13 protein-coding genes are annotated in these 14,164 nt (G+C 50.4%); 5 read left to right on the forward strand and 8 right to left on the reverse strand.

The features are described 5' to 3' along the window. Positions 1 to 55 precede the first annotated feature (55 nt). Positions 56 to 547: a nucleotide binding protein YajQ gene (gene yajQ / locus A31E_RS20035; protein ID WP_001138904.1), complete on the forward strand. Its 492-nt coding sequence runs from the start codon at positions 56 to 58 to the stop codon at positions 545 to 547. A 138-nt stretch (positions 548 to 685) separates the two neighbouring features. On the opposite strand, the gene A31E_RS20030 is transcribed toward yajQ, so the two are convergent. The 8 genes from A31E_RS20030 to A31E_RS19995 form a co-directional block, all read right to left on the reverse strand. Continuing rightward, positions 686 to 2,050 carry an MFS transporter gene (locus tag A31E_RS20030; protein WP_016248417.1) on the reverse strand — a complete coding sequence of 455 codons (1,365 nt, stop codon included), beginning with the start codon at positions 2,048 to 2,050 and terminating at the stop codon, positions 686 to 688. A 149-nt stretch (positions 2,051 to 2,199) separates the two neighbouring features. Beyond that, positions 2,200 to 3,090, reverse strand: a complete 891-nt coding sequence (gene cyoE / locus A31E_RS20025; protein WP_000971348.1) for a heme o synthase — start codon at positions 3,088 to 3,090, stop codon at positions 2,200 to 2,202. An 11-nt stretch (positions 3,091 to 3,101) separates the two neighbouring features. Further along, complete coding sequence (locus tag A31E_RS20020) at positions 3,102 to 3,431, reverse strand: cytochrome o ubiquinol oxidase subunit IV (RefSeq protein ID WP_000019804.1); 330 nt, start codon at positions 3,429 to 3,431, stop codon at positions 3,102 to 3,104. Beyond that, the gene (locus tag A31E_RS20015) at positions 3,431 to 4,045 is read right to left on the reverse strand and encodes a cytochrome o ubiquinol oxidase subunit III (protein WP_000179822.1); all 615 of its coding nucleotides are present in this window, start codon (positions 4,043 to 4,045) and stop codon (positions 3,431 to 3,433) included. Before A31E_RS20015 ends, A31E_RS20020 begins: the two co-directional genes overlap by 1 nt. Continuing rightward, the gene (gene cyoB, locus A31E_RS20010; RefSeq protein ID WP_000467192.1) at positions 4,035 to 6,026 is read right to left on the reverse strand and encodes a cytochrome o ubiquinol oxidase subunit I; all 1,992 of its coding nucleotides are present in this window, start codon (positions 6,024 to 6,026) and stop codon (positions 4,035 to 4,037) included. Before cyoB ends, A31E_RS20015 begins: the two co-directional genes overlap by 11 nt. Before the next feature lie 21 nt (positions 6,027 to 6,047). Then, positions 6,048 to 6,995 (reverse strand): cytochrome o ubiquinol oxidase subunit II, encoded by a 948-nt coding sequence (gene cyoA, locus A31E_RS20005; protein ID WP_016248418.1) that lies wholly within the window; start codon positions 6,993 to 6,995, stop codon positions 6,048 to 6,050. A 458-nt stretch (positions 6,996 to 7,453) separates the two neighbouring features. Continuing rightward, positions 7,454 to 8,929, reverse strand: coding sequence for a muropeptide MFS transporter AmpG (gene ampG, locus A31E_RS20000; protein WP_016248419.1), 1,476 nt, complete (start codon positions 8,927 to 8,929; stop codon positions 7,454 to 7,456). A 43-nt stretch (positions 8,930 to 8,972) separates the two neighbouring features. Next, the gene (locus A31E_RS19995; RefSeq protein WP_000473501.1) at positions 8,973 to 9,551 is read right to left on the reverse strand and encodes a lipoprotein; all 579 of its coding nucleotides are present in this window, start codon (positions 9,549 to 9,551) and stop codon (positions 8,973 to 8,975) included. 304 nt (positions 9,552 to 9,855) lie between these two features. Here A31E_RS19995 and bolA point away from each other — a divergent pair, with 304 nt between their 5' ends. The 4 genes from bolA to clpX all read left to right on the forward strand — a co-directional run bounded on the left by bolA (position 9,856) and on the right by clpX (position 14,084). Beyond that, positions 9,856 to 10,173 (forward strand): transcriptional regulator BolA, encoded by a 318-nt coding sequence (bolA, locus tag A31E_RS19990; RefSeq protein WP_032240659.1) that lies wholly within the window; start codon positions 9,856 to 9,858, stop codon positions 10,171 to 10,173. 343 nt (positions 10,174 to 10,516) lie between these two features. Further along, complete coding sequence (gene tig, locus A31E_RS19985; RefSeq protein ID WP_001198397.1) at positions 10,517 to 11,815, forward strand: trigger factor; 1,299 nt, start codon at positions 10,517 to 10,519, stop codon at positions 11,813 to 11,815. 245 nt (positions 11,816 to 12,060) lie between these two features. Then, on the forward strand, positions 12,061 to 12,684 hold the full coding sequence (gene clpP / locus A31E_RS19980) for an ATP-dependent Clp endopeptidase proteolytic subunit ClpP (protein WP_000122253.1): 624 nt from the start codon (positions 12,061 to 12,063) through the stop codon (positions 12,682 to 12,684). 125 nt (positions 12,685 to 12,809) lie between these two features. Continuing rightward, positions 12,810 to 14,084, forward strand: a complete 1,275-nt coding sequence (clpX, locus tag A31E_RS19975; RefSeq protein WP_000130317.1) for an ATP-dependent protease ATP-binding subunit ClpX — start codon at positions 12,810 to 12,812, stop codon at positions 14,082 to 14,084. Positions 14,085 to 14,164: the final 80 nt, after the last annotated feature.

Genomic DNA, 14,164 nt, shown 5'->3' on the forward strand with positions numbered 1-14,164 from the left:
TTATTTAACTTTGCAGGTATTATGCTTCGCATCAAAAATGAAGGGAGAGAAAAAGATGCCATCTTTCGATATTGTCTCTGAAGTTGATCTTCAGGAAGCGCGTAACGCGGTCGATAACGCGAGTCGCGAAGTAGAGTCTCGTTTTGACTTCCGTAACGTTGAAGCGTCGTTTGAGCTGAACGATGCCAGCAAAACCATTAAAGTGTTGAGCGAGTCCGATTTCCAGGTCAATCAGTTGCTGGACATTCTGCGTGCCAAATTGCTGAAACGCGGCATTGAAGGCAGCTCGCTGGATGTACCGGAAAATATCGTTCATAGCGGTAAAACCTGGTTTGTGGAAGCGAAACTGAAGCAGGGCATTGAGAGCGCGACCCAGAAGAAAATCGTCAAGATGATCAAAGACAGCAAACTGAAAGTGCAGGCGCAAATTCAGGGTGATGAGATCCGTGTTACTGGCAAATCTCGTGACGATTTGCAGGCAGTGATGGCGATGGTGCGTGGTGGCGATCTCGGCCAGCCATTCCAGTTCAAAAATTTCCGCGATTAATCGCGATAACATACGCTTTGTTCATGCCGGCTGCGGCATGAACGCCTTATTCGGCCTACAAAAGTTTGTGAATTCAAAAGATTGCTGCAACTTTGTAGGCCAGATAAGCATAGCGCATCAGGCAATTTCGCCTCGTTTTTATGCCTGACGAATTGCCTGTTCAACCTCAAAGCGATTCGTCACTTTGCTGTCGATTTTCACGTAAGCTGAATGTTCTTCTTCTGCAATCAACACTTCTTTGACGCCTGCAGTTTCCTGTAAACGCACTTTTAACGCCTCGTTTGCGGCAATATCCGCCGGGATTTCAATGCGCAAACTGCTGACATACGGCGGTTCTTTCATGGTACTGGCGACTGCCAGCCACACTGCTGCCAGCATTGCGCCCGCGAGAAATACGCCCTGGCCGTCAAACATGCCGTCAATCCAGCCGCCGAGCGAACCGCCAATCGCCACGCCAAGAAACTGGCTGGTGGAGTAAACGCCCATCGCCGTACCTTTGTAACCTGCTGGCGACTCTTTACTGATAAGCGAGGGCAGGAGGGCTTCCATCAGGTTAAACGCCACAAAGAAAAGCTGCACGCCGACCACCAGTTGCCAGAACTGCGTTTGCGCGTTCCACAGCACGATTTCCGCAACCACGATCAGCCCGACGCAGAAGACAAAGACTTGCTTCATCTTACGCTTAACTTCAGCGTAGATAATGAAAGGCACGACAGAGCCAAAGGCGATTAACATCGTTGCCAGATAGACTTTCCAATGTTCCGCTGCCGGAAAACCCGCGCCAGCAAGTTGCCCAGGAAGAGCGACAAACGTCGACATCAGTAGCATGTGCAGACACATAATGCCAATGTTGAGTTTCAGTAGTCGCGGTTCTGCCAGCACTTTGCTGAAACTGCCTTTCACCATCCCGGACTCACGATTAAGTACGTGCGTGCTGCTGTTGGGTACAACCCAAATGGTCAACGCAATGCCGGTCGTTGCCAGAATAGCGATCATCCAGAACAGCGCATGTAGCCCAAGTTTGTGAGTGATAATTGGGCCAAGCACCATCGCAATGGCGAAGGTAATGCCAAAGCTAACGCCGATAAACGCCATCGCTTTGGTACGGTTTTGTTCGCGGGTGAGATCGGACAGCAACGCCATAACGGCAGCAGCAATTGCACCGGAACCTTGTAACGCCCGGCCCAGAATAATTCCCCAGATGGAGTCAGAGAGCGCGGCGATAACGCTACCGGCGACAAATACGGCTAACCCGCCGACAATTAATGGCTTGCGACCAATGCGGTCAGAAAGCAGGCCAAACGGAATCTGAAAAACGGCCTGAGTCAGACCGTAAATGCCAATCGCAATACCGATCAACGCTTCGCTGGCGCCTTGCAGAGCCATACCATACGTGGTCAGAACCGGCAGAACCATAAACATGCCCAGCATGCGCAATGAAAATACGATCCCTAAACCCCAGGTCGCGCGCCGCTCACCTGGCGTCATTTTATAATCGTTCATTACCACCTCTATTTTAAATTCGCGACTAGTGTAAAGCGGTAAACGAATGGGGTAAACAAGCGGATTTTTTAGTAAATATTTCGTGGGGGATATGTTTCTAATGCTAAGAAAAAAGGTGCCGTAGCACCTTTTTTAACAGGGATGTTGCGTTACCAGACGGCAGCCAGCAGCGTATGCGAGTCCGGCACCATAAAATCAATGGACATCATTACCGAGAGAGCAGTGATGGCGATGATCGAGAAGCCGAACAGTTTACGCGCCCAGACTCTGTCATCAGCGACTTTATAACCGCGCAGGGCCATACCTAACCACCAGACGCTAACTGCCGCGGCGACCACCAGATATTTATACCCTGCGTAACCGCCGAGAGAGAGCATCAGTGTGGCAACGGCAAAGGCGATGATGTACAGCGTGATGTGATTCTTCGCCACGGAAATGCCTTTCACTACCGGCAGTACCGGAATGTTTGCCGCCTGATAATCTTTAAAGCGGAAAATGGCGATAGCATAAGAGTGAGGCATTTGCCACAGGCTGAAGATAGCCAGCAGAATCGCTGCGCCACTATCGAAATCACCGGTCACTGCACAATAGCCAATCACCGGCGGCGCAGCGCCGGAGAGAGAACCAATCAACGTGCCGTAGACCGAGTGGCGTTTCATGTACAGGCTATAAACGCCGACATAAACCACAAAGCCCATTACCCCCAGCCAGCAGGCCAGCGGATTCGCGCCAAACCACAGCAGCATAAAGCCAGCAATACCCAGCACGGTGGCGTACACCAGCGAGACAGCAGGAGAGATCAGGCCTTTAACCAGCACCCGGTTCTTCGTCCTTTCCATCTTTCTGTCGATATCCCTGTCGATGTAGTTGTTAAACACACAACCCGACGCCACAACCAGTGACACCCCAACCAACGTGTAGATAAACAGGGGATAATCAATGCTGCCCTTTGAGGCCAGCAGGAATCCCCCAATCACCGAGATCAGGTTGCCAAAGATGATGCCTGGTTTCGTTACTTGCAGGTATTGCTTAAACATCATAACCGCCGCTCTTAGTGCATCATCATGTTGTAGTTGAGGTTCCACATAATCCAGATGGAGCCTACAACCAGAATAGCGATGATTAGCACGGTGAAGACAAACGCCGTCATGTTCCAGCCTTCATCTGATTTGGTATTCATGTGCAGGAAGCACACCAGATGCACCAGAACCTGTACCACTGCCATTGCCAGGATCGTTCCCAGAATTACGGCCGGGGAGGCAGTTCCTGTCATTACCATCCAGAACGGGATCACCGTCAGGATTATCGACAGGATAAAGCCTGTCATGTAGGTTTTTACGCTGCCATGGGACGCGCCGCCGCTCACGTTAGAATGACTCATTACATCGCCCCCATCAGATAAACAACAGTGAACACACAGATCCACACCACATCGAGGAAGTGCCAGAACAGACTCAGACACATGATGCGGGTACGGTTAGTGCTGGTCAGGCCGCGACGCGCGATTTGCACCATCAGCACCGCCATCCAGATAAGACCGGAAGTGACGTGCAGACCGTGCGTACCCACTAGCGCAAAGAACGCTGACAGGAAGCCGCTGCGATCCGGGCCCATGTCGTTAACAATCAGGTGATGGAATTCATAGAGTTCCATCCCGATAAATCCAGCACCAAACAACCAGGTCAACGCCAGCCAGGAGATAACCTGGCTTTTGTTGTTTTTGTACATGGCGATAGCCGCCATGCCGTAGGTGATGGAGCTGAACAACAGCAAGAAAGTTTCAACCAGAACGAACGGCAGTTCGAAAATGTCCTTACCTGTCGGGCCGCCTGCGGTGCCGTTCACCAGAACGGCATAGGTAGCAAACAAGATAGAAAACAGAATGCAGTCGCTCATCAGGTAGATCCAAAATCCGAAGATTTTGGTTCCGCCTGCATCGTGGTGCCCGTGTTCGTGCGCGTGGGCAGTCGCGTGCGTCAAAGTATCAGTTGCCATTTTTCAGCCCTGCCTTAGTAATCTCATCGAAATGCTGATTTTCCAGTTTTTCGATTTCTGCCACCGGCACGTAGTAATCCACGTCCTCGTCGAAGCTTTTCACGATCCAGGTGATGATCATGCCTGCGAAGCCAACAATCGCCAGCCACCAGATATGCCAGATCATGGCGAAACCGAAGATGGTGGAGAAAGCAGCGATGACGATACCGGCGCCGCTGTTTTTCGGCATATGAATTTCTTCATAGTGGTCAGGCTTTTTGTACGCTTCGCCTTTCTCTTTCATTTCCCAGAATGCATCACGCTCGTGAACGTGCGGCACAACGGCAAAGTTATAGAACGGAGGCGGGGAAGAGGTTGCCCACTCCAGCGTGCGGCCACCCCACGGGTCGCCAGTCAGGTCACGGTTCTGGTCGCGGTCACGAATAGAAACGTACATCTGAATCACGAGGCAGAGAATACCCAGCGCAATCAGTACCGCACCGCTGGCTGCAATCATCAGCATCGTGTGGAACTGCGGGTCAATCTGCTGGCTCAAACGACGGGTCATGCCCATGAAGCCCAGCGCGTACAGCGGCATAAAGGCAACGAAGAAGCCGATAATCCAGAACCAGAACGCGCGTTTACCCCAGGTCTCGTTCAGTTTGAAACCGAACGCTTTAGGCCACCAGTAGGTCATCCCTGCGAAGCAGCCGAAGACCACGCCGCCGATGATAACGTTATGGAAGTGTGCAATCAGGAACAGGCTGTTATGCAGAACGAAGTCTGCGCCCGGTACTGCCAGCAGCACGCCAGTCATACCGCCCACTGAGAAGGTGACGATAAAACCGATGGTCCACAGCATCGCAGAATGGAACACGATGCGACCCTGATACATGGTGAACAGCCAGTTGAAGATCTTCACCCCGGTCGGAATGGCGATAATCATCGTGGTGATACCGAAGAAGGCATTTACGTTCGCGCCCGCACCCATCGTAAAGAAGTGGTGCAGCCAGACGATGAACGACAGCACGGTAATACAGACAGTCGCCCATACCAGCGAGGTATAACCAAACAGACGTTTACGCGAGAAGGTCGCTGCAATTTCGGAGAACACACCGAAAACAGGCAGGATCAGGATGTAAACTTCCGGGTGTCCCCATGCCCAAATCAGGTTGATGTACATCATCATGTTGCCACCCATATCGTTGGTAAAGAAATGGGTGCCCAGATAGCGATCCAGGGTTAGCAACGCGACGGTAACCGTCAGAATTGGGAAGGAGGCGATAATCAGAATGTTTGCGCACAGTGATGCCCAGGTAAATACCGGCATCTTGAACATGGTCATGCCCGGTGCACGCATCTTCAGAATGGTAACGAAGAAGTTAATACCGGTTAGCGTCGTACCTATACCGGATAGCTGGAGACTCCATATCCAGTAATCGACACCGACTCCCGGACTGTACTCTATTCCCGATAGCGGTGGATAGGCCAGCCAGCCAGTCTGCGCGAATTCGCCCACGCCGAGAGAAACGTTAACCAGAATCACACCAACAACGGTAAACCAGAAGCTTAAGTTGTTGAGGAACGGGAACGCAACGTCACGCGCGCCAATTTGCAGCGGAACCACCAGGTTCATCAGACCGATAACGAAAGGCATCGCCACGAAGAAGATCATAATCACACCGTGAGCGGTGAAAACTTGATCATAGTGGTGTGGCGGCAGGAAGCCTGCTTCGCCAGCCGAGGCCAGTGCCTGTTGACTACGCATCATAATGGCATCTGCAAAACCACGCAGCAGCATCACAATCGCTACGATGATATACATGATACCAAGGCGTTTATGGTCGACAGAGGTCAGCCACTCTTTCCACAGGTAGGTCCACTTACCGAAGTAAGTGATCAGGCCAACGAGCGCCAGACCTCCCAAAATAATGCCAGCGATCGTAACCATGATGATAGGTTCATGGAACGGGACTGCATCAAGTGTTAATTTTCCGAACATCTTTATTCTTCCTCAACCCCTTTAATGGGCGGATTCCGCGTGGCTCATGTCCATGCCTTCCATACCTTCGTGTGCGCTGTGCTCACCTTCGGGCTGAGTCATGTCCATGCTCTTACCGTGAGCCATAAACTTGTTAATCACATCGGCAAACAAGTCGGGTTTCACGTTGGAGAAATATTCCACCTGGTTGTATTCGCTAGGCGCAGCCAGTTTTTCGAAGGTGGCCATGTCAGACATGGTTTTCGTCGACTGTTTTGCTTTTGCGACCCATTGGTCGAATGCGGCACGATCCGGTGTGGCGATAGCGTTGAACTTCATGCCGGAGAAGCCCTGACCGCTATAGCTGGCGGAAATACCGTCATAAGCACCGGGTTCGTTGGCGATCAGATGCAAGCGAGTCTGCATACCGGCCATGGCATAAATCTGGCTACCCAGACGCGGAATAAAGAAGGAGTTCATCACGGAGTTGGAGGTCACTTTGAAGTACACCGGAGTGTTCGCCGGGAAAGCGATTTCATTCACGGTAGCAATGCCCTGTTCCGGGTAGATGAAGAACCATTTCCAGTCCATGGAAACCACTTCGATGGTAATGGGCTTCTCGTCGTGTGCCAGCGGCTTGCTAGGCTCAAGAGCGTGAGTGGTTTTCCAGGTCAATACCGCAAGGAAGATGATGATTAAGATTGGCACCGTCCAGACCACAGCTTCCACTTTATTGGAGTGTGACCAGTTCGGGCTGTACTTAGCATCTTTATTGCTCGCACGGTACTTCCAGGCGAAACCAACAGCCATCAAGATTGCGGGAATAACGACAATCAACATCAGGCCAAATGCCGTCAGTATCAGCGAACGTTGCTCCAGACCAATCTGTCCTTTGGGATCTAACAGCGCAGAATTACAGCCACTGAGCAATACAGAGCCTGCAAATAATGACAACCATCCCAAACTTTTATTGTATTTCCTGAGTCTCATTTAACGACCTCAATTCCACGGGATCTGGTGGCGTTTAAAGTGTGTGGGCATTTTACGGGAAGGTTACATTACTGTAAACATGATTAAATTACTGTTACTTGAATTTGGCTCGCAGGTCACATATGTTTCAAAACATATCGGATTGATTTTAAGAAGCTGTTGCAAAAGGGCGTTATAACGAAAGGGGACTGAAGGAGGGGGTGGGGATGGCAATTGGTATAACCAATCTCAAAATAAAACAATTATTTAACAAATAATTATCATTAAGGTGACAAAACGGGCGTGGGGAAATAAAGAGTCATTAGCTGAATCGTGTAAAAAATAAAATATATAGATGGGGTCAATAATTTCCGAAAGCTAAGCCGCACAAAAGAACAAATATTATTAAGCGCTGCTGATGTTTATTTAGCCGTAATAATTACGCCGGGTGATTACTACAGCTAAATAATATTCACTGATTACGTCAAATGCGTTTTTCGTAGTGCCAGATAGTCCAATAAACCACCAAGTATGACACCACCCAGAGCGACTAAAACGCCGATTTCCAGCAGTGCAGGCAGGAAAGAGAAGTGAGTCAAATCCAGCGCATTCATCGTTAACAGCAGTAACCACACGGCCAACAGACTGACGCCTGCTGCCAGTGTCCACATGGCAAAGGTATAACCAGATGGATACTCGGTACGTGGGATAAAGTTGTCGTTGACCCGCGTGTACTCCAGCGTCTGGCGGCAAACCAGCAGCAAAATAAGTCCAGGTACAGCGGCCGCAACAGAGAACAGATAGAATGTCGACCAGCCGTGAGCTTCAACAAACCAGCCCGCTACGGGGCCTACATAAACCCGTCCTACAGCAGAAAGCGCTGAGAGCAGGGCGAACTGAGTAGCGGAAAATGACTTATTACACAGGGTCATTAACAGCGCCACAAATGCCGATGTGCCCATCCCGCCACACAGGTTTTCGAAAAAGACTGCCGCGCCCATGCTGTAGAGATGCTTATCAGTCACAGAAAGCAGCCAGTAACCGGCGTTGGACGCACCTTGTAAAAGGCCGAAAATCAGCAGCGCACGGAACAGTGAAAGACGCTGCATCAAAATACCGCCGTACAATGCGCCGACGATGGTCGCCAGCAAGCCGAGCGTTTTGTTAACCACGCCCACTTCGCCGGCATCAAATCCGACACCGCGAATCAAAAAGGTGGTTGTCAGGCTCATGGCGAAAGCATCGCCCAGCTTATACAGCACAATTAAAAGCAGAATTAACCATGCGTTATTGCGACCAAAGAAATCACGTAGTGGCGCAACAACAGCTTGCTCCAGCGTTTTGGGTACAGGAATGGTGTCGGTTGGTTCTGGCGCAAGCAAAGTCGCAATGATGCACGGGATTAACAGAGCTGCCATTAGCCAGTACATGCCTTGCCAGCCCAACCATTTATCCGCCAGCCATAAGGCTAAACCGCCGGAAACCAGCATCCCTAAACGGTAACCCAGCACGCTGATTGCCGCACCTGCGCCGCGTTCTTCCGCGGGAAGCACATCCGTTTTCCACGCATCAAAGACGATATCCTGGGAGGCCGAGCAAAAAGCGATAACGACTGCCAGTGCCGCCATCCAGCGAAGTTGCGTACCAGGTTCGAGAAAACCCATCGCCGCAATCGCCAGCAACAATAACGCTTGCGTGGCGAGCAGCCAGCCGCGCCGTCGCCCGAGAAACGGCGGAGTATAGCGGTCCATCAGCGGCGACCAGAGAAATTTAAATACGTAAGCCTGACCCACCAACGAGAAGAAACCAATGGTTTTAAGATCGATATTCTCGACTGTCATCCACGCCTGTAACGTGCCGGATGTCAGGGCGAGCGGCAGCCCGGAAGCAAAACCCAGAATCAACAAAATAGCTGAACGAGGCTGTTGGAAAATACGTAAATATTGACTGGACATGGGCGTCTACAGGCCCGACTTGCACCGGGCCAGAGGGCAGAAATTAACGTGCGTTCTGCTTAATGAATTCGTGGATGCTGGTGTCCTGAGACATGTCAGCGATGGTGTCGGTCAGCACGCTGTTAACCGCGTCAGCGATGTTTTTGTTAGAGGCCTGAAAAGCGCCCTCAACGTTGTAGCTGGCACGATAGTTTTTGGTCATTTTGTTGCCATTCTGCGCGGTGGCGATGATGGCGATATCCGCTTTGGTAGCAATGTTGTAGCGCACATTGCCCTGGGACACGTCGGCATACAACTGGCTAACGATGATTTGCAGATTAACCGGGCCATTCGGGCCAACCATATAACCGCGAGCGGTCATTTGTTTTTCCAGCACTTCTTGCAGCAGGAAACGCAGATCGCGGGACGCGGTCAGGGTAACAATTTGGTTGTCACGGGTGACTTTTGCTAACGCCTGATCGGTACGCTGATCGGCACCATTAATGCTAACGGTGACGCCCATCAGACTTGGATCTTGCTGTGGCAGTGTCATCGTCGGAGAAACTTCAATGGTTGTTGGCGGTTTCGCGCATCCTGCAAGCATAAACAGAGCAACTAACGGGAAGAGGATTTTTTTGAACATGTTCTGGCTCTCAGAGACTTTTAAGCGTGTTTGGTAAAGATTCCCGCCATCATAACATCGCCAACGACGAGGGGAAGTGGGTAAGACATGTAAATTCATTATGTTGACGAAATAATCGCCTTAGGTAAAAGAAACACCGATGTGAAGCCGGTGAATCAATCTTTAAATCAGTAAACTTCATACGCTTGACAGAAAAAACAGGATGAAAGCTAATTATTTGTTGTTAAGCTGTAATGGAAACGGTTAAAGCGGCTAGTATTTAAAGGGATGGGTGACATCTCAGCGTTGTCGGAGGAGATATTTCATGATGATACGTGAGCGGATAGAAGAAAAATTAAGGACTGTGTTCCAACCCGTATTCCTCGAAGTTGTGGATGAAAGCTATCGTCACAATGTCCCAGCCGGCTCTGAAAGCCATTTTAAAGTTGTGCTGGTCAGCGATCGTTTTATGGGTGAACGTTTTCTGAATCGTCATCGAATGATTTACAGTACTTTAGCGGAGGAACTCTCTACTACCGTTCATGCGCTGGCTCTGCATACTTATACCATTAAGGAGTGGGAAGGATTGCAGGATACCATCTTTGCTTCTCCTCCTTGTCGTGGAGCGGGAAGCATCGCCTAAAAACGCATTTGCAACAGTTAGCGTTTTTCCAGTATGTTGCTAAAGATTTTATGAAAAACGGCCTGCGGGCCGTTTTGTTTTGTCTGGATTTTGCGCTTTTTGCCCAGCATTCAGACGAAAATTGCCCGGGAATTGTGAAAAAATACGCGGCAGCGCGCAATAACCGTTCTCGACTCATAAAAGTGATGCCGCTATAATGCCGCGTCCTATTTGAATGCTTTCGGGATGATTCTGGTAACAGGGAATGTGATTGATTATAAGAACATCCCGGTTCCGCGAAGCCAACAACCTGTGCTTGCGGGGTAAGAGTTGACCGAGCACTGTGATTTTTTGAGGTAACAAGATGCAAGTTTCAGTTGAAACCACTCAAGGCCTTGGCCGCCGTGTAACGATTACTATCGCTGCTGACAGCATCGAGACCGCTGTTAAAAGCGAGCTGGTCAACGTTGCGAAAAAAGTACGTATTGACGGCTTCCGCAAAGGCAAAGTGCCAATGAATATCGTTGCTCAGCGTTATGGCGCGTCTGTACGCCAGGACGTTCTGGGTGACCTGATGAGCCGTAACTTCATTGACGCCATCATTAAAGAAAAAATCAATCCGGCTGGCGCACCGACCTACGTTCCGGGCGAATACAAGCCGGGTGAAGACTTCACCTACTCTGTAGAGTTTGAAGTTTATCCGGAAGTTGAACTGCAGGGTCTGGAAGCGATCGAAGTTGAAAAACCGATCGTGGAAGTGACCGACGCTGACGTTGACGGCATGCTGGATACTCTGCGTAAACAGCAGGCGACCTGGAAAGAAAAAGACGGCGCTGTTGAAGCTGAAGACCGCGTGACCATCGACTTCACCGGTTCTGTAGACGGCGAAGAGTTCGAAGGTGGAAAAGCGTCTGATTTCGTACTGGCGATGGGCCAGGGTCGTATGATCCCGGGCTTTGAAGACGGTATCAAAGGCCACAAAGCAGGCGAAGAGTTCACCATCGACGTGACCTTCCCGGAAGAATACCACGCAGAAAACCTGAAAGGTAAAGCAGCGAAATTCGCTATCAACCTGAAGAAAGTTGAAGAGCGTGAACTGCCGGAACTGACTGCTGAATTCATCAAACGTTTCGGCGTTGAAGATGGTTCCGTAGAAGGTCTGCGCGCTGAAGTGCGTAAAAACATGGAGCGCGAGCTGAAGAGCGCCATTCGTAACCGCGTTAAGTCTCAGGCGATCGAAGGTCTGGTAAAAGCTAACGACATCGACGTTCCGGCTGCGCTGATCGACAGCGAAATCGACGTTCTGCGTCGCCAGGCTGCACAGCGTTTCGGTGGCAACGAAAAACAAGCTCTGGAACTGCCGCGTGAACTGTTCGAAGAACAGGCTAAACGCCGCGTAGTTGTTGGCCTGCTGCTGGGCGAAGTTATTCGCGCTAACGAGCTGAAAGCTGACGAAGAGCGTGTTAAAGGCCTGATCGAAGAGATGGCTTCTGCGTACGAAGATCCGAAAGAAGTTATCGAGTTCTACAGCAAAAACAAAGAGCTGATGGACAACATGCGTAACGTGGCTCTGGAAGAACAGGCTGTTGAAGCCGTTCTGGCGAAAGCGAAAGTGACTGAAAAAGAAACCACTTTCAACGAGCTGATGAACCAGCAGGCGTAATTTGCGCAGCCTAACGCGCTAAATTCGCACAAAGGCCCGTCACCGCCAGGTGGTGGGCTTTTTTTTGTCATGAATTTTGCATGGAACCGTGCGAAAACCCTCTTTCGGTGTTAGCGTAACAACAAAAGATTGTTATGCTTGAAATAGGATGATGCCGTACCCATAACACAGGGACTAGCTGATAATCCGTCCATAAGGTTACAATCGGTACAGCAGGTTTTTTCAATTTTATCCAGGAGACGGAAATGTCATACAGCGGCGAACGAGATAACTTTGCACCCCATATGGCGCTGGTGCCGATGGTCATTGAACAGACCTCACGCGGTGAGCGCTCTTTTGATATCTATTCTCGTCTACTTAAGGAACGCGTTATTTTTCTGACTGGCCAGGTTGAAGACCATATGGCTAACCTGATTGTGGCGCAGATGCTGTTCCTGGAAGCAGAAAACCCGGAAAAAGATATCTATCTGTACATTAACTCCCCAGGTGGGGTGATCACTGCCGGGATGTCTATCTATGACACCATGCAGTTTATCAAGCCTGATGTCAGCACCATTTGTATGGGCCAGGCGGCCTCAATGGGGGCATTCCTGCTGACCGCAGGGGCAAAAGGTAAACGTTTCTGCCTGCCGAATTCGCGCGTGATGATTCACCAGCCGTTGGGCGGCTATCAGGGCCAGGCGACTGATATCGAAATTCATGCCCGTGAAATTCTGAAAGTTAAAGGGCGGATGAATGAACTTATGGCGCTTCATACGGGTCAATCATTAGAACAGATTGAACGTGACACTGAGCGCGATCGCTTCCTTTCCGCGCCTGAAGCGGTGGAATACGGTCTGGTCGATTCGATTCTGACCCATCGTAATTGATGCCAGAGGCGCAACTGTGCCGCTATACTTATTCAGGTTGGCACAACGCTGTAAGCGGCTTGCGCCTGAGAATGGCATTTGCGTCGTCGTGTGCGGCACAAAGAACAAAGAAGAGGTTTTGACCCATGACAGATAAACGCAAAGATGGCTCAGGCAAGTTGCTGTATTGCTCTTTTTGCGGCAAAAGCCAGCATGAAGTGCGTAAGCTGATTGCCGGTCCATCCGTGTATATCTGCGACGAATGTGTTGATTTATGTAACGACATCATTCGCGAAGAGATTAAAGAAGTAGCACCGCATCGTGAACGTAGTTCGCTACCGACGCCGCATGAAATTCGCAACCACCTGGACGATTACGTCATCGGTCAGGAACAGGCGAAAAAAGTGCTGGCGGTCGCGGTGTACAACCACTACAAACGTCTGCGCAACGGCGATACCAGCAATGGCGTCGAGTTGGGCAAAAGTAACATTCTGCTGATTGGTCCGACTGGCTCTGGTAAAACGTTGCTGGCGGAAACGTTGGCGCGTCTGCTGGACGTTCCGTTCACTATGGCTGATGCCACCACCCTGACCGAAGCGGGTTATGTGGGTGAAGATGTTGAAAACATCATTCAGAAGCTGTTGCAGAAGTGCGACTACGACGTACAGAAAGCGCAGCGCGGGATTGTCTACATCGATGAAATCGACAAGATTTCGCGTAAGTCTGACAACCCGTCCATTACCCGTGACGTTTCCGGTGAAGGCGTACAGCAGGCACTGTTGAAACTGATCGAAGGTACGGTTGCCGCCGTTCCACCGCAGGGCGGACGTAAGCATCCGCAGCAGGAATTCTTGCAGGTTGATACCTCCAAGATCCTGTTTATCTGTGGCGGTGCATTTGCCGGTCTGGATAAAGTGATTTCCCATCGTGTCGAAACTGGCTCCGGCATTGGTTTTGGTGCGACGGTAAAAGCGAAATCTGACAAAGCAAGCGAAGGTGAGTTGCTGGCGCAGGTTGAACCGGAAGATTTGATCAAATTTGGTCTGATCCCTGAGTTCATCGGTCGTCTGCCAGTTGTGGCAACGCTGAATGAACTGAGCGAAGAAGCTTTGATTCAGATCCTCAAAGAGCCGAAAAACGCCCTGACCAAGCAGTATCAGGCGTTGTTTAACCTTGAGGGCGTGGATCTGGAATTCCGTGACGAAGCGCTGGATGCTATCGCCAAGAAAGCGATGGCGCGTAAAACCGGTGCCCGTGGTCTGCGTTCCATCGTAGAAGCTGCGCTGCTTGATACCATGTATGATCTGCCTTCTATGGAAGATGTGGAAAAAGTGGTTATTGACGAGTCGGTTATTGAAGGGCAAAGCAAGCCACTGCTGATTTATGGCAAGCCGGAAGCGCAACAGGCGTCTGGTGAATAATTAACCATTCCCATACAATTAGTTAACCAAAAAGGGGGGATTTTATCTCCCCTTTCATTTTTCCTCTATTCCCGACGTTG

The sequence above is a fragment of the Escherichia sp. KTE159 genome (assembly GCF_000408805.1).
Taxonomy (GTDB): domain Bacteria; phylum Pseudomonadota; class Gammaproteobacteria; order Enterobacterales; family Enterobacteriaceae; genus Escherichia; species Escherichia marmotae.